The following is a 20,869-nucleotide window of genomic DNA, read 5'->3' on the forward strand; positions in this document are numbered from 1 at the left end:
CCGACGACGGCCGGTATCAGAGACCGACAAAACTTGAATACGGCGAGTGTCTTCGTGTGCGTCCATAAGGACACTCGATAAACGTTCTGCCCGCTCAACAGCCAGACGGCCCTCCGCGAATGCTTACCTTTCTGTGGTCCCTGAGGTAGGAGGGCAGCGTGCCGGGGGGGATCACCGCCACCGCGCTCGCCTCATCAGCGGCGAAGAGCGGCAGCGGCCGTTCGGCAAGCGACTCAGGGCGGGGGGCGGGACGGGGCATTCCCCAGCTTCGGCCGTGATTGGTGAAGGAAGCGTTAATGCGGAACGGCGCCCCATGGGGCGCCGTTGGAAGGGGGAGGACCTGAGGTTGCGGCCGCCCTCGCCGGTCGGCTCGGTCGTACGCGGCTGAAAAGGGTCCACTGGACCCTTTTCGCCTCGGCTGCGGAGCAGCCGAAGCCGCCGCTAACCCTTCATCCCATCCCAGAAGCTTTTGACCTTGGAGAAGAAGGAATTCCCCTCCGGGTGGTTATCCGCCGACAACCCCTCGAATTCGCGCAGCAATTCCTTCTGCCGCGTGGTCAGGTTCACCGGCGTCTCGACGCCCAGCTCGATCAGCATGTCACCAAAGCCGCCACCGCGCAGCGCCGGCATCCCCTTGCCGCGCAGCCGCATCTGCTTGCCCGATTGCGCGCCCGCCGGGACCTTCACCCGGCTGCGGCCGCCGTCGATGGTCGGCACTTCCACCTCGCCGCCCAAAGCGGCGGTGGTGAAGCTGACCGGCACCAGACAATGCAGATCCAGCCCGTCACGCTGGAAGATCGGATGCTCGCGCACCTCGATGAAGATATAGAGGTCGCCCGCCGGACCGCCCCTGAGCCCCGCCTCGCCCTCGCCGGACAGACGGATGCGGGTGCCCGTCTCGACCCCGGCCGGGATGTTGACCGACAGCTGGCGCTCCTTCTCGACGCGGCCGGCGCCCTTGCAGCTGGTGCAGGGGTTCTTGACGATCTGCCCCAGCCCGCCACAGGTCGGACAGGTGCGCTCGACGGTGAAGAAGCCCTGCTGCGCCCGCACCTTGCCCATGCCCGAACAGGTCGGACAGGTCACGGGCTCGGCGCCGCCCTCGGCGCCCGAGCCGTTGCAGGCGTCACAGGCGGCGAGCGTCGGCACGCGGATCGACTTCTGGACGCCCTTGTAGGCCTCTTCCAGCGTGACCCGCAGGTTGTAGCGCAGATCGCTGCCCCGGCTGGCGCGGGCCCGCGCGCCACCGGCACCGCCACCGCGCCCGCCCATGAAATCGCCGAACAGATCCTCGAACACATCCGAGAAGGAGGCGCCGAAATCGGCCCCGCCCGGACGGCCGCCGCCCGGCCGCGGACCGCCACCCATGCCGCCGTCAAAGGCCGCATGGCCGAAGCGGTCATAGGCGGCCTTCTTGTCGGCATCCTTCAGGACCTCGTAGGCCTCGTTCACTTCCTTGAACTGGGACTCGGCCTCGGGGTTGTCCTTGTTGCGGTCGGGGTGCAGCTCCTTGGCCTTGCCGCGATAGGCTTTCTTCAGCTCCTCGGCCGAGGCGCCCCGCGCAACACCCAGAACGTCGTAATAATCGCGCTTGGCCATTTCGTGGACCTCACTTTCATAGACAAGGCCCCGGCTCGGTATCTCTCCGGCCGGGGCCCCGCGTTAGATCACACGTCAGCCGCGACGCTTGTTGTTGTCGAGATCCTCGAAATCGGCATCGACGATGTCGTCATCCACCGAGCGCGGTTCGTCTTCGCTCTCGGCCGTTTCACCGGCCTCCTGCTGCGCCTTGTAGATGGCCTCGCCCAGCTTCATCGAGGCATCGCGGACATTGTTGATGCCCGACTTGATCTTCTCGACATTGTCGCCATCGAGGTTGTCCTTGAGCGCGGCGATCGCCAGCTCGATGGCCTCGACGGTGGTCGGGTCGACCTTGTCCTTGTACTCGACGAGCGACTTCTCGGTCGAATGGATCAGGCTTTCGGCCTGGTTCTTCGCCTCGACCAGCTCGCGACGGGCCTTGTCGGCGTCGGCATTCGCCTCGGCGTCCTTGACCATCTTCTCGATATCCGCGTCCGACAGACCGCCCGAAGCCTGGATGGTGATCCGCTGCTCCTTGTTGGTGGCCTTGTCGCGGGCCGAGACATTGACGATGCCGTTGGCGTCGATGTCGAAGGTCACCTCGATCTGCGGCATGCCGCGCGGCGCGGGCGGGATGCCTTCCAGGTTGAACTGGCCCAGCATCTTGTTGTCCTGCGCCATCTCGCGCTCGCCCTGGAACACGCGGATGGTCACCGCGTTCTGGTTGTCCTCGGCGGTCGAAAAGACCTGGCTCTTCTTGGTCGGGATCGTCGTGTTGCGGTCGATCAGGCGGGTGAAGACACCGCCCAGCGTCTCGATGCCCAAGGACAGCGGGGTCACGTCCAGCAGCACCACGTCCTTGACGTCGCCTTGCAGCACGCCGGCCTGAATGGCCGCGCCCAGCGCCACGACTTCATCGGGGTTCACGCCCTTGTGGGGCTCTTTCCCGAAGAACTTGGTCACCTCTTCGACGACGCGCGGCATGCGGGTCATCCCGCCGACCAGCACGACCTCGTCGATGTCGCCTTTCGAGAGACCGGCATCCTTCAGCGCCTGCGCGCAGGGCTTCATGGATTTCACGATCAGATCGCCCACCAGGCTTTCCAGCTTGGCGCGGGTCAGCTTCATCACCAGGTGCAGCGGCTGCCCGGTGTTCTTGTCCATCGAGATGAACGGCTGGTTGATCTCGGTCTGCTGGCTCGACGACAGCTCGATCTTGGCCTTTTCGGAGGCTTCCTTCAGACGCTGAAGGGCCATCTTGTCGAGGCTCAGGTCGACGCCGTGCTCTTTCTTGAACTCGTCCACCAGGTAGGTGACGATGCGCATGTCGAAGTCCTCGCCGCCGAGGAACGTGTCCCCGTTGGTCGATTTCACTTCGAAGAGGCCGTCGTCGATCTCAAGAATGGTGATGTCGAAGGTGCCGCCGCCGAGGTCATAGACGGCGATGGTCTTGGTCTCTTTCTTGTCGAGGCCATAAGCCAGCGCGGCCGCGGTCGGCTCGTTGATGATGCGCAGCACCTCAAGGCCGGCGATCTTGCCCGCGTCCTTGGTCGCCTGACGCTGGGCGTCGTTGAAATAGGCGGGGACGGTGATGACCGCCTGCGTGACCGTCTCACCCAGATACGATTCCGCGGTTTCCTTCATCTTCTGCAGGATGAAGGCCGAGATCTGGCTGGGGCTGTATTTCTCGCCGCGCACTTCGACCCAGGCGTCGCCATTGCCGCCGTCGGCAATCTTGTAGGGGACGAGCTTCTTGTCCTTCTCCACCTCGGCATCGCCCAGACGGCGGCCGATCAGGCGCTTCACCGCGAAGACGGTGTTGGTGGGGTTGGTGACGGCCTGCCGCTTGGCGGGCTGACCGACGAGACGTTCGGACTCGGTGAAACCGACGATCGAGGGCGTGGTACGCGCCCCTTCGGCGTTCTCGATCACCCGGGGCTGCGAGCCTTCCATGATCGCGACGCAGCTGTTGGTCGTACCGAGGTCGATCCCGATGACTTTGGCCATGATGAAATCCTCTTTCCTTCGGCGATGTTGTGAGGCGGCGATCCCGTCAGGCTTCGCCTCCCCGATCCCAGAACCGGGATCCCCCTCAGGGCGCTCTCCCGGCTTCGAGGGCTATATAGGGAGGGGTCAGAGGGGCTGCAAGCGGCTGGACAGGGCCAAAATGGCAAGAATGTCACATCACCCGGCAAAGCGGGCGATGATGACCGGCAGTGTCAGCACGCTGGCCGCCGTGGAAAGCAGGATCGCGGCCGAGACGCGGGCGACGCAGACCCCGTAATGCTGGGCGAGGATATAGACATTGCCCGCCACCGGCAGCGCCGCGGCGCAGATCAGCACCCCCGCGGCGAAGGGGTCGACGTCGAAGATCCAGAAGGCGGCGGCGCCGACGGCCAGCGGATGGAGCACCAGTTTCGCGGCGCTCAGCCAGCCCGCAACGGTCAGCCGCTCGGCCCGGTTGCCCGACAGGCTGGCGCCGATGGCGAAAAGCGCGCCGGGCGTGGCGGCGGCACCCAGCAGGGTTGTCGTCGCGGCAACGAAGCCCGGCAGCGGCAGGCCGGTCGCGGACCAAAGCAGCCCCGCCGCCATCGCCACCACCATCGGGTTCTTCGCGAGGCCAATGGCGATCACCCGCGGCAGATCGGGCGAGATCCGCCCCTCGCGCGCCAGGGTGATGATGATGGTCAGGAGGCTGGAAAAGACGATCAGGTCGATGGCCAGCACCAGGAGCACGGTCCCCGCCGCCTGCGGCCCCAGCAGCAGCACCAGCATCGGCACGCCCAGAAAGCCGGTGTTGCCGATGATCGCCGTATGCGCCTCCATCACCGCCTCGGGCAGCGGGCGGCGGCGGGCAAAGGCCACGGCCAGCGCGACCAGATAGACGACGGCGCAGCCGAGGAGATAGGCGGCGGCCGCCCGCGGCTCGAAGATGTCGCCCAGCGACATGCTGGCCGAGAAGCCGAACAGCATGGCCGAGAGCGCGAAATAGAAGACGAAGCGGGTCAGCCAGGCCGTCGCCTCGGGCGGGAAGAACCCGGTCTTTCCCGCGCCATAGCCCAGGACGATGACGGCGAAGAACGGCAGGGTCTGGAGGAAGACGGTGAGCATCGGGCCTGTCGGAAATGAAACGGCCCGCCACATCGGGGCGGGCCGAAGAGGGGTCAGTAAACCACGCTTGGCAACCAGGTCACCAATCCGGGGAAGAGGAACAGGATGACGATGGCGACGATCTGCAGCAGCACGAAGGGGATCGCCCCGCGATAGATCGTCCCGGTCGAGACCGAGCCCGGCGCCACCCCCCGCAGGTAGAAAAGCGCAAAGCCGAAGGGCGGCGTCAGGAACGAGGTCTGCAGGTTCACGCCGACCATCACCCCCAGCCAGATCGGATCGACGCCCAACAGCAGCAGGGTCGGCGCGGTAATCGGCAGCACGATGAAGATGATCTCGAACGTGTCCAGGATGAAGCCCAGCACGAACATCACCACCATGACGGCGATCATCGCCCCCATGGCCCCGCCCGGGATCCCGGTCAGGAACTCATGCACCAGATCGTCGCCGCCCATCTGGCGGAACACCACCGAAAAGACCGAGGCGCCGAACAGGATGATGAACACCATGGCGGTGATCTTGGCGGTCGAGCGCACTGTATCGAGAACGATCGAGGCCCGCAGCCGCCCGCGCAGCGCCGCCAGCAGCGTGGCCCCCACGGCCCCCACGGAGGCGGCTTCGGTCGGGGTGGCGATGCCGCCCAGGATCGAGCCCAGCACGGCGATGATCAGCATCAGCGGCGGCACCAGCGCCACGACGATCTCGCGCGGCAGGCCGCGGCGCTCTTCGGCGCTCATCGGCATTGCCGGGCAGCTGGACGGGTCGGTCACGGCCTTGAACAGGATATAGGCGATGTAGACGGCGACCAGCAGCATCCCGGGGATGAAGGCCCCGGCAAAGAGGTCACCGACCGAGACCGCGCTCGGCGCGAAATTGCCCAGGCTCATCTGCGCCTGCGCATGCATGCCGGCGATCATGTCGCCCATGAAGATCAGCACGGTCGAGGGCGGGATGATCTGCCCCAGCGTGCCCGAAGCGCAGATCGTGCCGGTGGCGAGTTTCGGGTCGTAGCCCGCGCGCAGCATCGCCGGCAGCGAGATCAGGCCCATCGTCACCACGGTGGCGCCGACCACGCCGGTCGAGGCCGCTAGCAGCGCCCCCACCACCACGACGGAAATCCCCAGCCCGCCGCGCATCGAACCGAAGAGCTTGCCCATGGTGGACAGAAGCTGCTCGGCGATGTTGGAGCGTTCCAGCATCACCCCCATGAAGATGAACAAGGGCACCGCGACCAGCACCTCGTTGGTCATGTAGCCCGTGTAGCGCCCGGCCAGGGCGCTGAGGTTCGACATGTCGAACACACCGAGCGACAGGCCGATCAGCGCAAACAGGATCGAGGTCCCGGCCAGGGTGAAGGCCACCGGGAAGCCCAGCATCAGGAAGCCGATCACGCCCAGGAACATCAGCCCCGAGAGGATCTCTCCGACAAGTACAAGATCCATGGGCGGTTACTCCGGGACGGCTTCGTAGCGGTAGGATTTCGGCACGAGATCCTCGCGCCCGCGGATGATAAGGATCGACCGGATCAGCATCGACAGGCCCTGCAACGCCAGCGTCACGGCAAAGACCAGGATGAAGCCCTTGACCAGATAGAGGCCGGGCGCGCCGCCGGGGTTCGCCGACCCCTCCTGCAGGCGCCACGATCGGGCGACGAAGACATAGCAATAGGTCCAGACGACCCAGGTGAAGGGCAAAAGGAACAGGATCACGCCGATCAGATCGAGCCAGGCCTTCTTCAGGTTGGTGGCGGGGCGGTAGAAGATGTCCACCCGCACGTGATCGTTGGTGTAAAGCGCATAGGCCGCGACAGAGGTGAACATCACCCCGTTCAGCCAGGGATACAGGTCCTGCATCCACAGCCGCGTGGTCGAGAACAGGTAGCGTTCGACGACGACCCAGAAACAGACCAGAACGATGGCGAGCGCAAGCCATGAAAAGACATTGCCGATCAGCCGGTTCACGCCGTTGATGGCGCGCATGATGGCGGAAAGACCGTTCAAGGGGACCTCCTGGATCCGCACGGGGATAACAAGGCGCCGGCCGTCGCAACGGGGTCGGGCATCCGGCGCTCGGGATGGGAAAAACCCCGCGCTCGGGTCTACCGGGCGCGGGGCTGTCGGATCAGAGGTCCGACGTGTCGAAGAAGCGCTGGCGGGCCGTGGTGAACACCTGGTCGGTGCCCTCGGTCCGGGTGCGCATCAGCTTCAGTGCGTCGACGAAGCTGCGGGCGGTGCGCGCCGTCAGGTCGTCGCTCGAGGCCAGCAGTTCCTGGATCATCGCCTTCGATTCGCGGGCGCCCGCTTCCAGGATGTCGTCCGGGAAGGACGCATGCGCGGTCACGCCGTGGTCGTTGACGATGGTCGCCAGCGCGCGCGGGTCATTGGCCACGAAGTCCGAATAGACGTTCTCGTATTCCGCCTGGCAGGCGTCGCGGACGATGGCCTGCAGGTTCGAGGGCAGCTCCATGAATTTCGCCTTGTCGACGACGAGTTCGGTCGCAAGGCCCGGCTCGACGAAGGACGAGGTGTAGTAGTGCTTGCAGACCTGATAGAAGCCCAGCGCCAGATCGTTGTAGGGGCCGACGAATTCGGCCGCATCCAGCGTGCCCGATTGCAGCGCCTGGAAGATCTCGCCGCCGGCCATGTTGGTGACCGAGGCGCCGAGGCGCTGCCAGACCTGACCGCCCAGACCCGGGGTGCGGAAGCGCAGACCCTGCAGGTCGGCGAGGCTGGTCAGCTCATTGCGGAACCAGCCGCCGGTCTGGGTGCCGGTGTTGCCCGACAGGAAGCCCTGAACGCCGAACTGGTCATAGACCTCGTCCCACATCTCCTGGCCGCCCAGGAAGCGCATCCAGGCCGAATGCTCGGCCGCGGTCAGGCCGAAGGGCACGCCGGTGAAAAACGACAGCGCGACCGACTTGTTCTGCCAGTAGTAGGCGGCGCCGTGGCTCATCTCGGCGGTGCCGTCGATGACCGCGTCGAGCGATTGCAGCGCGGGCACCATCTCACCGGCCGAGAAGACCTCGACGGTCAGCTGGCCGTCCGAGGCGGCGGTGATACGGTCGGCCAGGCGCTGCGCGCCGACGCCGAGGCCGGGAAAGTTGCGCGGCCAGGTGGTGACCATGCGCCAGGTGGTCCGGCCCTGCGCGACGGCCGGGGCGGCCAGCGTCGAGGCCGCGGCCGCAGCCCCGCCAAAGGTCGAGGTGCGCAGGAATGAACGACGATCCATGAGTATTCCTCCCAGAGTTTCTTTTGGTCATTTCGGCTGACCAATATCGCGGTATATACACGGCATTTTCGCCGTTAGAACCCGAATTCCGCAAACGTTAGCGCTAGAATCCGCAGGCCCTGCGCATCCTAGCGCAGACGCCGGAGGCGTCCAGTGTTTTCGCGGCCGACGGCGGGTCAGGCCCGCGCGGTCCGGCGGGAATTCAGGCGCAGATTCAGGAAGTTTGCCGAAAAGATGATGGCCGCGCCCAGGAAGACCATCGGGTCCAGCGCCTCGGCATAGAGCCAGACGCCGACCAGCGCGACGATCGGCAGCCGGGCGAATTCCATCGGCGCCACCAGCGTCGCAGGCGCCAGCCCCAGGGCCGAGGTCAGCGAGTAATGGGCGCTGAGCCCGGTCAGGGCGATGATGCCGAGCCAGGGCAGCAGATGCAGGCTGGGCCAGGTGAAGCCGCCGGCCAGCGCCAGCACCAGCGCCATTCCCGTCTGGCTGAGCGTCATCCAGAACAGCACCGTCAGCACATGGTCATGCAGCATGATCTTGCGGGTGAAGATCAGGTTCATGGCAAAGCCGACCGCCGCCAGAACCCCCGCCAGATGGCCCAGGTTCAGGGGCTGGACGCCCGGTTGCGCCACCACCAGCACGCCGATGAACCCCACGAGGGTGATGGCCAGCTTCACCCCGGTCAGCCGCTCGCCCAGAAACACCGGCGCCAGCAGCACCACCCAGATCGGCCCGGTGAATTCCAGCGCCACCAGCTGCGACAAGGGGATCATCATCAGCCCGTAGAACCACAGGTTCTGGCCAGCGAAATGGAAGGTGTTGCGCACCAGATGCAGGCCCCAGTGCTGCGTGCGCACGATGGCGAAATCGCCGCGCCGGACACGGATGATCGCCGCGACCAGCACGAAGCCCATGAACGAGCGCCAGAACATCAGCTCGAAGGTGTTAAGCTCGACCTGCACCGCCCGCCCGGCCACCGCCATCAGCACGAAGGAAACGATGGCGCCGCACATCCACAGCGCCGCCTTCAGCGGCTGGGATTGTGTCTGGGTCATGGCGTCCTCCTCCGGGCGTTTGGCACGCCAGAGGATGCATAGGCCGCCGCCCGACCGGAAGGCAAGCCCGCTTCGCACGTTAACTATCGACCGCGGGAACCGGCTCCCCTGCCCTCTCCGCGGGGATCAGGCTGCCGGAAAGCGGACAATTTTAATCAAATTGTCTATCTTTGTTCCCCAAATATCCTCGGGGGGTGCGGGGGGCAGACGGCCCCCCGCTGCAACGCCTCAGGCCAGCGCGCCGTGGCATTGCTTGAACTTCTTGCCCGAGCCGCAGGGGCAGGGATCGTTGCGGCTGGGGTTGCCCCAGGTTGCCGGGTCCGTCTCGTCGAAACCCTCGCGCGGGGTGCCGGTCGGCGCGGCCGCGACCGGCGCCGCCCCGCCCAGACGCGGCAGGTCCACCGGCTGGTCCAGCTTGCCCTCGGGGTTCATCGCCGCACGCTCGGCCGCCTGCTGCATGGCCATCTGCTGCTGCATCACCGCCTGCTCCTCGGCGGTGAGCGGCCGGATGCGCGACAGCTGGCGGGTCACATCCTCGCGCAGCGCGCCCAGCATGTGCTCGAAGAGCACAAAGGCCTCGGATTTGTATTCGTTCAGCGGGTCGCGCTGCGCCAGACCGCGGAAGTTCACCGCCGAGCGCAGGTGGTCCAGCGTGACGATATGGTCGCGCCACTTGCCGTCGATCACCTGCAGCAGGAGCTGCTTCTCGATCATCCGCATCGTGTCGGACGAGAAAGCGGCTTCCTTGTCGGCCATCAGCTTGTCCGAGGCCTCGGTGATGCGCTCGCGCACCTGCTCCTGATCGACGCCGTCCTCGCCCGCCCAGTCGGTGACCGGCAGTTCCAGGAACAGCTTGTCCTTCACCGCCTCGGTCAGCCCCTCGACATCCCATTGATCGGCATAGGAGCCCTGCGGCATGTGCTTGGTCACCATCTCGTCGATGACGGCGTGGCGCATGTCGGTGGTGATCTCGCTCAGATCCTCGGCTTCCAGGATCTCCAGCCGCTGGCCGAAGATCACCTTGCGCTGGTCGTTCATCACGTTGTCGAACTTCAGCAGCGTCTTGCGGATGTCGAAGTTGCGGGCCTCGACCTTGGCCTGGGCCTTTTCCAGCGATTTGTTGACCCAGGGGTGAACGATGGCCTCGCCTTCCTTCATCCCCAGCGTCGACAGCACCTTCTCCAGCCGTTCCGAGCCGAAGATCCGCATCAGGTCGTCTTCCAGCGACAGGAAGAAGACCGAGCGGCCCGGGTCGCCCTGACGGCCCGAGCGGCCGCGCAGCTGGTTGTCGATGCGGCGCGATTCATGGCGTTCGGTGGCCAGCACGAACAGGCCGCCCGCGTCCAGAACCTTCTGCTTCTCCTCGGCCACCTCGGCCTCGATCCGGGCGCGCAGCGCCACCGGATCGGTCTGCGGATCGGCGGCCAGCGCGTCCATCACCTGCATGTCGACGTTGCCGCCCAGCTGGATGTCGGTGCCGCGGCCGGCCATGTTGGTGGCGATGGTGACGGCGCCCACCCGGCCCGCTTCGGCCACGATATGCGCCTCGCGCTCGTGCTGGCGGGCGTTCAGGACGTTGTGGACGATCCCTTCCGAGGTCAGAAGCTGGCTCAGCTCCTCGGATTTCTCGATCGAGGTGGTGCCGACCAGGATCGGCTGCCCCTTGGCATTGGCTTCCTTGATCTCGGCGACGATGCCCAGGAATTTCTCCCGCGCGGATTTGTAAACCTGATCGTGTTCGTCCAGACGGGCAATCGGCCGGTTGGTCGGGATCTCGACCACGCCCAGGTTGTAGATCTCCTGGAATTCCTCGGCCTCGGTCGAGGCGGTGCCGGTCATGCCGCCCAGCTTCTTGTACATGCGGAAGTAGTTCTGGAAGGTGATCGAGGCCATCGTCACCGTCTCGGGCTGGATCTGCAGCCCTTCCTTGGCCTCGACCGCCTGATGCAGGCCTTCCGACAGCTGACGGCCCAGCATCATCCGGCCGGTGAATTCGTCGATCAGCACGATCTTGCCGTCGCGGACGATGTAATGCTGGTCCTTGTGCAGCATCTTGTGCGCGCGCAGGCCCTGGTTGACGTGATGCACCAGCGTCGTCGATTCCGGGTCATAGAGCGTCTGACCCTCCGGCAGCAGCCCCGCGGCATAGAGCAATTGCTCGATATGCTCGTTGCCGTCCTCGGTATAGCTGACGGTGCGCTGCTTCTCGTCGAGGGTGAAATCCTCGTCCACCAGCTGCGGGATCAGCTCGTTGACCCGGACATAGAGGTTGCCGCGATCCGCCATCGGGCCCGAGATGATGAGCGGCGTCCGCGCCTCGTCGATCAGGATCGAGTCGACCTCGTCGACGATGGCGAAGTTATGCCCGCGCTGCATCATCTGACCGAGGTCGGTCTTCATGTTGTCGCGCAGGTAATCGAAGCCGAGTTCGTTGTTGGTGGCATAGGTGATGTCGGCCTGATAGGCCGCGCGCTTTTCCTCGTCCGGCTGGTGCGGGACGACCACGCCGGTGGTCAGGCCCAGCTTGGCGAAGACCTTGCTCATCCAGCCCGCGTCGCGGCGGGCGAGGTAGTCGTTGACCGTGACGATATGCACGCCCTTGCCCGAAAGCGCGTTCAGATAGGCCGGGAAGGTGGCGACCAGCGTCTTGCCCTCGCCGGTCTTCATCTCGGCGATATTGCCCTGATGCAGGAAGATGCCGCCGATCAGCTGCACGTCGAAGGCGCGCAGACCCAGCGCCCGCTTCGCCGCCTCGCGGCAATTGGCGAAGGCCTCGGGCAGCACGGAGTCGAGGCTCTCGCCGCCCGCGACCCGCGCCTTCAGCGCGTCGGTCCGGGCGATCAGCCCCGCGTCGTCGAGTGCGGCGATCTCATCCTCGAGCGCGTTGATCTTTGCGACGAGCGGGCGGACTGCCTTGACCTTGCGGTCGTTCGCCGTGCCGAAAATCTTCCGGCTGATCGTTCCAAGCCCCAACATCTGATCTCCGCTCGCCTTTGTGTGACCGGCTGGCTGCACCGGCGGTCTTGCCGGTCGGCGGCTGCTTTCTTAAACAGGGCGCGGCTGGCCAGCCCGTGAAAAATCCGTTCTGGCATGTAAGGGGCGGCCATCTGAGTGTCAATCACAGCGGCCCGAAGGGACGCGATTCAGGAGCCTTGCATGTTCAAAAACGCTCGATATGCGGCCGCAGCCGTGCTGCTGTCGGTGCTCGCCGCGCCGGCCTTGGCGCAGGACGCCCCGACTGCCGCAACGGTCATCGCCCGCGTCGGCGAGACCGAGATCACCCTTGGTCAGGCCATCGCGCTCCGCGCCCAGCTGCCGCAGCAATTCGCCCAGGTGCCCGACGAAACCCTGTTCCCGGCGCTGGTCGAACAGCTCATCGAACAGGAACTTCTGGCACAGGCGCAAGCCGGTGACCTGACGCTGCGCAACCAGCTGATGCTGCAAAACGAGACGCGCAACTTCCTGGCCAATGCCGCGCTGGTCGAGGTCGCCACCGCCGCCGTCACCGACGAAAGCGTGCAGGCCGCCTATGACGCCTTCGTCGCCGATTACGCCCAGGGCGAGCCGGTGACCGAATACCACGCCGCGCATATCCTCGTGCGCAGCGAGGAAGAGCGCGACCAGGTGGTCGCCGCGCTGGCCGAAGGCCGCGATTTCGCCGAGGTGGCGCAGGAGTTCTCGGCCGATGGCTCGGCCCAGCAGGGCGGCGATCTGGGCTGGTTCGCGGCGGGCGTGATGATCCCCGAGTTCCAGGCCGCGGTCGAGGCGCTGGAACCCGGCCAGGTGTCCGAGCCGGTGCAGACCCGCTTCGGATGGCATGTGGTGAAACTGCTGGAGACCCGCAACGCCACCGCGCCGACGCTGGATCAGGTGCGCGAGGATCTGGTCACCCAGATCCAGCGCGAGGCGACCCGCGCCTATATCGAGGAGCTGCGCGCGGCCAGCACCGCCGAGAACCTCTCGGAAGGCATGGACCCCACGCTCCTGAGCCAGACGACCCTGCTGGACGAGTAAGGGCCGGGCGTCTATCCTCCGCCCCGCAACCGGCCCGTACCCTCCCGGGGGTGCGGGCCTTTCTCATGCCTGAGGAGCCCGCTGGCTATGGCCAAGACGTACAAAGAGAAAGCGAAGAAGTGGAAGGCCCGCGCCAAGGCGCTGGAGGGGCAGGTCGCTGCCACCCCGGCCCCGGCGCCCAAGGCCAAGGTCACCCTCGTCTCGCCGCTCGCCCCCAAGGACGGCTTCCCGGCCCTGCCCGCCATCGCGGGCGTCGAGTTCGCCACCGCCCAGGCGGGCGTGCGCTACAAGAACCGCACCGATGTCATGCTGGCCCGCCTCGCGCCCGGCTCGGTCGTCGCCGGGACCTTCACCCGCTCGGCCACCCGCTCGGCGGCGGTCCTCGATTGCCAGGCCAAGATCGGCCTGCCCGCCCCGGCCGAGACCGGCGCCGCGATCCTGGTGAACTCGGGCAATTCCAACGCTTTCACCGGCGCCCGCGGCTGGGCCTCGGTCAATGCGCTTTCGGCCGCGGTGGCGGAAAAGCTGGGCCTGCCGGAAACCCGGGTCTTCACCTCCTCGACCGGGGTGATCGGCGAGCCGCTGCCGCATGACAAGATCGAGGCCGCGCTCGACGGGCTGGTCGCGGGCCTCGCGCCCGGCGGCATCACCGACGCCGCCCGCGCCATCATGACGACGGACACCTATCCCAAGGGCGCCATGGCCCTGGTCGAGACCGAGGCCGGCCCGATCACCATCGCCGGCATCGCCAAGGGCTCGGGCATGATCGCGCCCGACATGGCGACGATGCTGGTCTATGTCTTCACCGATGCGGCGATCAGCCAGAAGGCGCTGCAGACCATGGTCAGCCGCCACACCGACCGCAGCTTCAACGCCATCACCGTGGACAGCGACACCTCGACCTCGGACACGCTCTTGGTCGCTGCCACCGGCCAGGGCCCTGCGGTGGGCAACGGCCGCTCGGCCAGCGCCCGCGCCTTCGAGAAGGCGCTGGGCGCGGTGATGCTGGACCTCGCGCATCAGGTGGTGCGCGACGGCGAGGGGGCGACCAAATTCGTCGGCATCACCGTGACCGGCGCCGCCTCGGACGCGGATGCCAAACGCTGCGCCCTCTCGATCGCCAATTCGCCGCTGGTCAAGACCGCCATCGCCGGTGAGGATCCGAACTGGGGCCGCATCGTCATGGCGGTGGGCAAATCCGGCGCCGCCGCCGACCGCGACAAGCTCGCCATCAGCTTCGGCAAGATCCAGGTGGCGACGGACGGCCTTGTCGACCCCGCCTACAAGGAAGAGGACGGCGCCGCCTACATGAAACAGGAAGAGCTGGAAATCGGCGTCGACCTCGGCCTCGGCAAGGGCCGCGCCAAGGTCTGGACCTGCGATCTCACGCATCGCTACATCGACATCAACGCCGATTACCGCTCCTGAGAGGCAGGGTTAACAGGGCCTTAACCCGCCCCTTCTTTGTTCCTCAAATATCCTCGGGGGGTCCGGGGGGCAGAAGGCCCCCCGGCGCCTGCCGCCTGCGAAAGCTCTGCTGATGAAGACCCTCCTCGTCTCTGCCGTGGCCCTGATCGACGCCGACGGCCGCGTCCTCCTCGCCCAGCGCCCGCCGGGCAAAACCATGGCCGGGCTCTGGGAATTCCCCGGCGGCAAGGTGGAGGCCGGCGAGACGCCGGAAGCCGCCCTGATCCGCGAGCTGCACGAGGAGCTGGGGATCGAGACATGGCATTCCTGCCTTGCCCCCCTGACCTTCGCCAGCCATTCCTACCCCGATTTCCACCTGCTGATGCCGCTCTTCGCCTGCCGCCGCTGGCAGGGAATCGTCACCCCGCGCGAGGGGCAGACTCTGGCCTGGGTACGGGCGCGCGACCTCACCGACTATCCGATGCCGCCGGCCGATATCCCGCTGATCCCGATCCTGCGCGACTGGCTGTAGAGGCTTGCGAAACAATCGGGCGATTATGTCCATACTGTCGCCAATCGGACGCCAATGGAACAATCAAGTTCCTGATGCCAAACGATAAATGTGACGTTTTTCTGGCGGACCTGCCGGGAATGTGGCAGAAATGGGGCACGGTGAACGAGGGACTAACCATGCTGAAAACGATCATGATCGGCCGCTACCTGAGCATCCAGGGGCAGTTCGTGCGCACGACGCCATCGGGGCTGGTCGTGGTCAAGGTCGGCAACAAGACCTTCATGGGTCGGCCGGTGCAAAAGCGCCACGCCGCCTGAGGGTTCGGCCCGGCGGCGCGAGACCGGGCGCACAGAAAAACACACCAGTGTAACGAGTGACCGGGTGCGGATTCGCGAGATTCCGCACCCTTTTTCATGGCCTTCCCGGCCGGGGCCGGTGTGTCCTTCCCGCCTCACTTCCCGCCCCCGGCCCCGTCTCTCCGGAGAAAATTGGAACCCTCGGCCGCTCTCGCCCGTCTAACCCTGCAGAGAAGTCTGCCAGAGAGAGTTCCATGCCCCTGCTGTCCCGCCGCGCGCTGCTCGCCGGTCTCGCCACGCTCCCCGTCGCCGGCTGCGTCTTGGTCGCGCCGCCGCCGCCCGAGCTTCCCGTCCTCGACTACGCCACCCGCGCCGATGGCCGCTTCACCGTCCCCGCCGTGCCGATCGACGAGGTCCCCGAGGGCCTGCGCCGTCAGGTCGTGCCCTGGGAGGGGGAGCAGGCACCGGGCCAGATCGTCATCCTGCCCGACCAGCGCGCGCTGCATCTGGTGTTGGAGAACGGCTACGCCCTGCGCTACGGCGTCTCGGTCGGTCGCGAGGGGTTGCTGTGGCGCGGCGAGGCCGAGATCTATCGCACCGCCCGCTGGCCGAGCTGGACCCCGACGCCCTCGATGATCGAACGCGACCCCGCGCTGGAACAATGGGCCGAGGGCCAGCCGGGCGGTCCCCGCAACCCGCTGGGCGCCCGCGCGCTCTATTTGCGGACGGTGGCGAGTGGCCATGACGAGGGCATCCGCATCCATGGCACGCCCAGCTGGCGCTCCATCGGCCGCGCCGCCTCGTCGGGCTGTTTCCGCATGATTAATCACGATGTCATCGACCTGGCCGAACGGGTCGGCCCCGGCACGCGGGTGTCGGTGCTTTAGACCCCGAGGCCGCGGGCGAAAAGCCGCGCCAGCCGCGCCATCGCCACCCTGAGCGCGGCATAGCTGCGCACCTGATGCTTGAGGCCGTGCAATGCCGCGACAATCGCCTCGGCCAGCGCGGCGGCCTCGCCGTCGAAGGCCGCCAGCGTCACGCGCCCGGCCCCGGCCTCGGCCCGCAGCCAGTCGGCGATCATCCCCGCCAGCCGGGCCTCGGCCGCCTCGACCAGATCGGCGGCGGTGGCGAAATTGGCGTCGATCAGCTCTTCGCCATGCGGCGATTCGATGAGCGGCATCATCTCGGGGCCGAGCTTGGCCTCGAAGGCCCCGCGCAGCGCCGTTTCGGGGTCGAGGCCGGGCACCAGCGCCGCCTGCATCCGCGCCTCGGTCAGTTCGAAATACCCCTGCACCAGCGAGCGGAAGATGTCCTGCTTGTTGCGGTAATGCAGATAGAGCGCCGCGCGCGAGACCCCGGCGGCACGGGCGATATCCTCCATCGCCGTGCGCTTGAAACCATAGCGCGCAAAAACCTCGACCGCCGCAGCCAAGATCGCGGCGCGGCGGGGATCATCTTCATCAATCGGCAAGGTCTGGCTGGCCATGGTGAAGCGATGACACTTTCCGTCCAGTTTGTCAATTTACACACTGACATTTTTGCGCAATAGTGTCAGAACGTAAGCGGACGGCCGATTCGGGAGGTTCCCATGCCAACGACCCTGACCATCAACGGCACCGACCAGGTGATCGACGCACCCGACGACACCCCCCTGCTGTGGGTGTTGCGCGACGAACTGGGCATGACCGGCACCAAGTTCGGCTGCGGCGTGGGGGCCTGCGGCGCCTGCACCGTGCATATCGACGGCGAGGCGATGCGCAGCTGCCAGGTGGCGCTGGGCGATGTCTGGGGCGAGGTCACCACCATCGAGGGGCTGGGCAACCCGGCGGCGATGCACGCGGTGCAGGCCGCCTGGCTGCGCCATCAGGTGGCGCAATGCGGCTATTGCCAGTCCGGGCAGATCATGCAGGCCGCCGATCTTCTGGCCCGCAACCCCGATCCGACCGACGCCGATATTGACGAGGCGATGGCGGGCAACCTCTGCCGCTGCGGCACCTACAACCGGATCCGCGCCGCCATCCACGACGCCGCAACCCAGATGCGGGAGGACGCGATATGAGCCGCCTTGGCACCATCACCCGCCGCAGCTTTCTGGTCGGCGCCGCCGCCATCACCGGGGGCGTGGCCTTCGGCGTCTGGAAGGTCCGCCAGCCCATCCCCAACCCGCTGGACCCCGGCCAGGGCGCGGCGATGAACGCCTATCTGGTGATCGACCAGGACGGCATCACCGTGGTCTCGGGCCGCGCCGACATGGGCCAAGGGGCGCAATCCTCGCTGGCCATGCTGGTGGCCGAGGAACTGGACGTCGACTGGCAGGAGGTCCGCGTGGCCCATGGCCCGGCCTCGGCCGCCTATTACAACGCGGCGATGGGGGAATCGCTGTTCCCGGTGCCCGATTACGCCATGTCCGACTGGATGCGCAGCCTCGGCGGCGCGGTGGGCGAGGTCGGCAAGCTGCTCGGCACGCAGATCACCGGCGGCTCGACCTCGATCCGCGACGGCTACGAGAAGATGCGCCACGCCGGGGCCTCGGCCCGCGAGGCGCTGAAACTGGCCGCCAGCGCCCGGCTCGATGTTCCCGTGGCCCGGCTCAGGACCGAAGCGGGCGCCGTGGTCGCCCCGGACGGCACGCGGCTCGCCTATGCCGAGCTGGCCGAGGCCGCCGCGCGGATCGAACCGCCGCAGGTTGATCCCCGGCCGCGCGCCGAGTGGCGGCTGATCGGCACCGAGGTGCCGCGCGCCGACATGCCGGCCAAGGTCACCGGCACCCAGGCCTATGGCATCGACACCCGCCTGCCGGGGATGAAATTCGCCACGATCCGCATGACCCCGCGCCTCGGTGGCACAATGCGCAGCGTCGATACCGCCCCGGCGCTGGCCGTGCCGGGGGTCGAGCGGGTCATCGACCTCGGCACCGGCGTGGCGGTGATCGCCCGCAACACCTGGGCGGCGTTCCAGGGCGCCGAGGCGCTGGCGCCCGACTGGTCCGAGGCCCCCTACCCCGCCGATCAGGCGGCGATCATGGCCACCATCGAGGCCGCCTTCGACGACAGCCCCAATTCCACCATGCGCGACGACGGCGACGAGGATCAGCCCGGCACCGAGATCAGCGCCGAGTACCGCCTGCCCTATCTGGCCCATGCGCCGATGGAACCGCAGAACGCCACCGCCCTCTGGGACGGGGACCGGCTGACCCTCTGGTCGCCGAACCAGTCGCCCCTGCTGCAGGAGCGCCGCGTGGCCGAGGCGCTGGGGATCGAGCGCGAGGCGGTGACCGTCAACACCACCGCCATGGGCGGCGGCTTCGGTCGGCGCGGGGAGTATGACTTCTCGGTCTTGGCGGCGCGGGTCGCGCGGGAAATGCCCGGCACGCCCGTGCAAGTCACCTGGTCGCGGGAAGAGGACATGACGCATGACTTCTTCCGCCCGGCGGTGATCGCCCGGATGCGCGGCAAGGTCGACGGCGGCCGGGCCACGCTTCTGGACGGCCAGATCGCCGGGCAAGGGGTGATGGGCCAGCTGCTGCCGCGCTATTTCGGCTTCTCGGCGATGGGGCCGGACCGGGCGCTGGTCGAGGGGCTCTTCGATCAGCCCTATGCCATCCCGCGCTACCGCATCCGCGGCTACACGGCCGACCTGCCGCTGCCGATCGGCCCCTGGCGCTCGGTCGGCTCCAGCCACAACGGCTTCGTGATGGAGAGTTTCATCGACGAGCTGGCCCATGAGGCAGGCCGCGACCCGCTGGACTTCCGGCTGGACCTGGCGCGCCCGGAAAGCCCGGTGGCGGCGGGCGTGCTGGAGGCGGTGCGCGCGATGTCGGACTGGGACGCGCCCCGCGCGCCCGGCACGGCGCTGGGCGTGGCCATGGTCTGGTCCTTCGGCACGCCGGTGGCGCAGGTGATCGAACTGGTGCAGGAGGACGCGGGCATCCGCATCGCCCGCGCCTGGATCGCCTGCGACGCGGGCATCGCCATCGACCCGCAGAACCTGCGGGCGCAGATGGAGGGCGGGCTGATCTACGGGCTCTCGGCGGCGGTGCACGGACAGATCACCTTCGCCGACGGGATGGTGGAACAGCGCAACTTCCCCGACACCGACGGGCTGCGCATGCCCGGCGCGCCGCGGATCGAGACGCGGATCCTGCAGGACAATCCCCATATCGGCGGCGTCGGCGAACCCGGCACCCCGCCCGCCGCCCCGGCGCTGGCCAATGCCCTCTTCGCCCTGACCGGGACGCGGGCGCGGGAACTGCCGCTGGACCGGACCTTCCGCTTCATCCTCTGACCGCGACGCCCGCCGCGACCCCGGGAGGGTTTTGCACCCTCCCGGACCCTCCCGCAGGATATTTGAGGAACAAAGATCAAGGTTAATAAGGGCTTAAGCCCCATCTTTGTTCTGCAAATATCCCGGGGGGTCCGGGGGGCTGGCCCCCCGGCTGCCCACGACGGGGGCAGAGCCTAGTCAGCGCGCGCTCCCACCGCCGCCCCGTCGCGAAGCGTCGCGGCGGGGTAGAGGATCACCGCCTCGCCCTCGTCGAGCCCGCCCAGAACCTCGGCCATGCCTTCGGCCTGCTGGCCGATCGCGACCGGGGTTTGCACCGCGCGGCCGTCCAGCGCCCGGAACACCGCCCAGCCGCCCTCGACCCGGAAGAGCGCGGCCTGCGGCACCAGCAGCAGGTCCGCGCCCTCCCAGACCACCACCCGCACGAAGACCCGGTAGCGGTCGCCCAGCCCCGGGCGCGCCTCGGGCGGGGTGGTGAAATCGAGCCTGAGCCGCACGCGCTGTTCCTCGATCCCCAGGGCCGAGACGCGGGTGAAGGCGGCGGGCTCGATCCGGCGCACCACGGCGTCGAGCTGACCCGCGCCGCCCCAGCGTTCGATCAGTGCCGGCGCGCCCTCGGCCACCCGCACGGCGTCGGTGGACAGCAGGTCCGTCTCCAGATCCAGATCCCCCAGATCGCCCAGCGCCAGCAGCGGCGCGCCGGCGGCGACCAGCCGCGACGAGGGGTCCTCGACCGAGAGCACCGTCCCCGAGATCGGCGCGAAGAGCCGCACCGCCGAGGTCACGCCCTCGTCGCCCCCCGGTTCCATCAGCTGCACCCGGGTCCGGCCCAGCACCGCCTGTTGCAGGTCCCGTTCCTGCCGCGCCGCCGCCAGCGCCTGCGACGCCTCGGTGAAGGCGGTCTCCACCTCCTCGAGCGCGTGTTGCGAGATCGTGCCCGAGGCGCGCAGCGCCCGCGCCCGCTGCAACTCGCCCTGCGCCCGGCTGACCGCGCTGAGTGCGCCGCGCAGATTGGTTTCGGCCAGCGCCAGCGCGGCTTCCGCCTCGCGCACCGCCGCCTCGGCCTGGGCGCGGCTGCGGGCGTCCATCAGCGCGGGCGCCGCCGGGCGGATCACCGCCAGCACCGTCTCGCCCCGCACCACCGCATCGCCCACCGCCACCGGCGAGCGCTCGACGATCCCGGCGATGGGCGCGGTGACCGAATAGGGTTCGCGCACCCGGGTGATCCCCTCGGCCGAGACGGTGACGCGCAGATCGCCCCGCGTCACGGTCGCGAAATCCACCGCCGCGGGCATGGGCCAGAGCGCCCAGCCTAGCCCGCCCGCCAGCACCAGGGCGCCGCCCGCGACCGCGATCCGCCGTGTCCAGCTCATCCGCCT

The 20,869-nt window shown here is 67.6% G+C and carries 17 protein-coding genes; 7 read left to right on the plus strand and 10 right to left on the minus strand.

The window, feature by feature from the left end:
- Positions 1–441 precede the first annotated feature (441 nt).
- From dnaJ to secA, 8 genes are all read right to left on the minus strand, one after another.
- The gene (dnaJ, locus tag DDE23_RS18555) at positions 442–1,599 is read right to left on the minus strand and encodes a molecular chaperone DnaJ (RefSeq protein WP_107754806.1); all 1,158 of its coding nucleotides are present in this window, start codon (positions 1,597–1,599) and stop codon (positions 442–444) included.
- 75 nt (positions 1,600–1,674) lie between these two features.
- Positions 1,675–3,588 carry a molecular chaperone DnaK gene (gene dnaK, locus DDE23_RS18560; protein WP_107754807.1) on the minus strand — a complete coding sequence of 638 codons (1,914 nt, stop codon included), beginning with the start codon at positions 3,586–3,588 and terminating at the stop codon, positions 1,675–1,677.
- A gap of 177 nt (positions 3,589–3,765) precedes the next feature.
- Positions 3,766–4,692, minus strand: coding sequence for an AEC family transporter (locus DDE23_RS18565; protein WP_107754808.1), 927 nt, complete (start codon positions 4,690–4,692; stop codon positions 3,766–3,768).
- Between the two features lie 53 nt (positions 4,693–4,745).
- Positions 4,746–6,134 (minus strand): TRAP transporter large permease, encoded by a 1,389-nt coding sequence (locus tag DDE23_RS18570; protein ID WP_107754809.1) that lies wholly within the window; start codon positions 6,132–6,134, stop codon positions 4,746–4,748.
- A 6-nt stretch (positions 6,135–6,140) separates the two neighbouring features.
- Positions 6,141–6,692 (minus strand): TRAP transporter small permease subunit, encoded by a 552-nt coding sequence (locus tag DDE23_RS18575; protein ID WP_107754810.1) that lies wholly within the window; start codon positions 6,690–6,692, stop codon positions 6,141–6,143.
- Between the two features lie 121 nt (positions 6,693–6,813).
- On the minus strand, positions 6,814–7,920 hold the full coding sequence (locus tag DDE23_RS18580; protein ID WP_107754811.1) for a TRAP transporter substrate-binding protein: 1,107 nt from the start codon (positions 7,918–7,920) through the stop codon (positions 6,814–6,816).
- 176 nt (positions 7,921–8,096) lie between these two features.
- Positions 8,097–8,978, minus strand: coding sequence for a DMT family transporter (locus DDE23_RS18585; protein WP_107754812.1), 882 nt, complete (start codon positions 8,976–8,978; stop codon positions 8,097–8,099).
- Positions 8,979–9,206: 228 nt separating this feature from the next.
- Positions 9,207–11,954, minus strand: a complete 2,748-nt coding sequence (gene secA / locus DDE23_RS18590) for a preprotein translocase subunit SecA (RefSeq protein ID WP_107754813.1) — start codon at positions 11,952–11,954, stop codon at positions 9,207–9,209.
- A 180-nt stretch (positions 11,955–12,134) separates the two neighbouring features.
- On the opposite strand from secA, the gene DDE23_RS18595 reads away from it, so the two are divergent.
- The 5 genes from DDE23_RS18595 to DDE23_RS18615 all read left to right on the plus strand — a co-directional run bounded on the left by DDE23_RS18595 (position 12,135) and on the right by DDE23_RS18615 (position 16,096).
- Positions 12,135–12,992 carry a peptidylprolyl isomerase gene (locus DDE23_RS18595; RefSeq protein WP_107754814.1) on the plus strand — a complete coding sequence of 286 codons (858 nt, stop codon included), beginning with the start codon at positions 12,135–12,137 and terminating at the stop codon, positions 12,990–12,992.
- Between the two features lie 87 nt (positions 12,993–13,079).
- On the plus strand, positions 13,080–14,420 hold the full coding sequence (gene argJ / locus DDE23_RS18600) for a bifunctional glutamate N-acetyltransferase/amino-acid acetyltransferase ArgJ (RefSeq protein ID WP_107754815.1): 1,341 nt from the start codon (positions 13,080–13,082) through the stop codon (positions 14,418–14,420).
- Between the two features lie 112 nt (positions 14,421–14,532).
- The gene (gene mutT / locus DDE23_RS18605; protein WP_107754816.1) at positions 14,533–14,931 is read left to right on the plus strand and encodes an 8-oxo-dGTP diphosphatase MutT; all 399 of its coding nucleotides are present in this window, start codon (positions 14,533–14,535) and stop codon (positions 14,929–14,931) included.
- A 158-nt stretch (positions 14,932–15,089) separates the two neighbouring features.
- On the plus strand, positions 15,090–15,230 hold the full coding sequence (locus DDE23_RS25355) for a hypothetical protein (RefSeq protein ID WP_170121903.1): 141 nt from the start codon (positions 15,090–15,092) through the stop codon (positions 15,228–15,230).
- A gap of 233 nt (positions 15,231–15,463) precedes the next feature.
- Positions 15,464–16,096 (plus strand): L,D-transpeptidase, encoded by a 633-nt coding sequence (locus DDE23_RS18615; protein WP_107754817.1) that lies wholly within the window; start codon positions 15,464–15,466, stop codon positions 16,094–16,096.
- Here the strand turns inward: DDE23_RS18615 and DDE23_RS18620 are convergent.
- Positions 16,093–16,695: a TetR/AcrR family transcriptional regulator gene (locus DDE23_RS18620; RefSeq protein ID WP_107754818.1), complete on the minus strand. Its 603-nt coding sequence runs from the start codon at positions 16,693–16,695 to the stop codon at positions 16,093–16,095. The two genes, DDE23_RS18615 and DDE23_RS18620, sit on opposite strands and share 4 nt — an antisense overlap.
- A gap of 102 nt (positions 16,696–16,797) precedes the next feature.
- Here DDE23_RS18620 and DDE23_RS18625 point away from each other — a divergent pair, with 102 nt between their 5' ends.
- Both DDE23_RS18625 and DDE23_RS18630 read left to right on the plus strand, forming a co-directional pair.
- Positions 16,798–17,268, plus strand: a complete 471-nt coding sequence (locus DDE23_RS18625) for a (2Fe-2S)-binding protein (protein ID WP_107754819.1) — start codon at positions 16,798–16,800, stop codon at positions 17,266–17,268.
- Positions 17,265–19,493 (plus strand): xanthine dehydrogenase family protein molybdopterin-binding subunit, encoded by a 2,229-nt coding sequence (locus DDE23_RS18630; protein WP_107754820.1) that lies wholly within the window; start codon positions 17,265–17,267, stop codon positions 19,491–19,493. The genes DDE23_RS18625 and DDE23_RS18630 overlap by 4 nt, the downstream gene beginning before the upstream one ends.
- 173 nt (positions 19,494–19,666) lie before the next feature.
- Here DDE23_RS18630 and DDE23_RS18635 read toward each other — a convergent pair whose 3' ends face one another.
- Positions 19,667–20,863 (minus strand): efflux RND transporter periplasmic adaptor subunit, encoded by a 1,197-nt coding sequence (locus tag DDE23_RS18635; protein WP_107754821.1) that lies wholly within the window; start codon positions 20,861–20,863, stop codon positions 19,667–19,669.
- Between the last annotated feature and the right edge of the window lie 6 nt (positions 20,864–20,869).

It is taken from the genome of Pararhodobacter aggregans (genome assembly GCF_003075525.1).
In the GTDB taxonomy this organism is placed as follows: domain Bacteria; phylum Pseudomonadota; class Alphaproteobacteria; order Rhodobacterales; family Rhodobacteraceae; genus Pararhodobacter; species Pararhodobacter aggregans.

What these genes read in the sequence shown, in the direction of transcription:
- dnaJ (WP_107754806.1), bottom strand. Translation starts at nt 1,599, where the DNA reads ATGGCCAAGCGCGATTATTACGACGTTCTGGGTGTTGCGCGGGGCGCC.
- dnaK (WP_107754807.1), bottom strand. Translation starts at nt 3,588, where the DNA reads ATGGCCAAAGTCATCGGGATCGACCTCGGTACGACCAACAGCTGCGTC.
- DDE23_RS18565 (WP_107754808.1), bottom strand. Translation starts at nt 4,692, where the DNA reads ATGCTCACCGTCTTCCTCCAGACCCTGCCGTTCTTCGCCGTCATCGTC.
- DDE23_RS18570 (WP_107754809.1), bottom strand. Translation starts at nt 6,134, where the DNA reads ATGGATCTTGTACTTGTCGGAGAGATCCTCTCGGGGCTGATGTTCCTG.
- DDE23_RS18580 (WP_107754811.1), bottom strand. Translation starts at nt 7,920, where the DNA reads ATGGATCGTCGTTCATTCCTGCGCACCTCGACCTTTGGCGGGGCTGCG.
- DDE23_RS18585 (WP_107754812.1), bottom strand. Translation starts at nt 8,978, where the DNA reads ATGACCCAGACACAATCCCAGCCGCTGAAGGCGGCGCTGTGGATGTGC.
- secA (WP_107754813.1), bottom strand. Translation starts at nt 11,954, where the DNA reads ATGTTGGGGCTTGGAACGATCAGCCGGAAGATTTTCGGCACGGCGAAC.
- DDE23_RS18595 (WP_107754814.1), top strand. Translation starts at nt 12,135, where the DNA reads ATGTTCAAAAACGCTCGATATGCGGCCGCAGCCGTGCTGCTGTCGGTG.
- argJ (WP_107754815.1), top strand. Translation starts at nt 13,080, where the DNA reads ATGGCCAAGACGTACAAAGAGAAAGCGAAGAAGTGGAAGGCCCGCGCC.
- mutT (WP_107754816.1), top strand. Translation starts at nt 14,533, where the DNA reads ATGAAGACCCTCCTCGTCTCTGCCGTGGCCCTGATCGACGCCGACGGC.
- DDE23_RS25355 (WP_170121903.1), top strand. Translation starts at nt 15,090, where the DNA reads ATGCTGAAAACGATCATGATCGGCCGCTACCTGAGCATCCAGGGGCAG.
- DDE23_RS18615 (WP_107754817.1), top strand. Translation starts at nt 15,464, where the DNA reads ATGCCCCTGCTGTCCCGCCGCGCGCTGCTCGCCGGTCTCGCCACGCTC.
- DDE23_RS18620 (WP_107754818.1), bottom strand. Translation starts at nt 16,695, where the DNA reads ATGGCCAGCCAGACCTTGCCGATTGATGAAGATGATCCCCGCCGCGCC.
- DDE23_RS18625 (WP_107754819.1), top strand. Translation starts at nt 16,798, where the DNA reads ATGCCAACGACCCTGACCATCAACGGCACCGACCAGGTGATCGACGCA.
- DDE23_RS18630 (WP_107754820.1), top strand. Translation starts at nt 17,265, where the DNA reads ATGAGCCGCCTTGGCACCATCACCCGCCGCAGCTTTCTGGTCGGCGCC.
- DDE23_RS18635 (WP_107754821.1), bottom strand. Translation starts at nt 20,863, where the DNA reads ATGAGCTGGACACGGCGGATCGCGGTCGCGGGCGGCGCCCTGGTGCTG.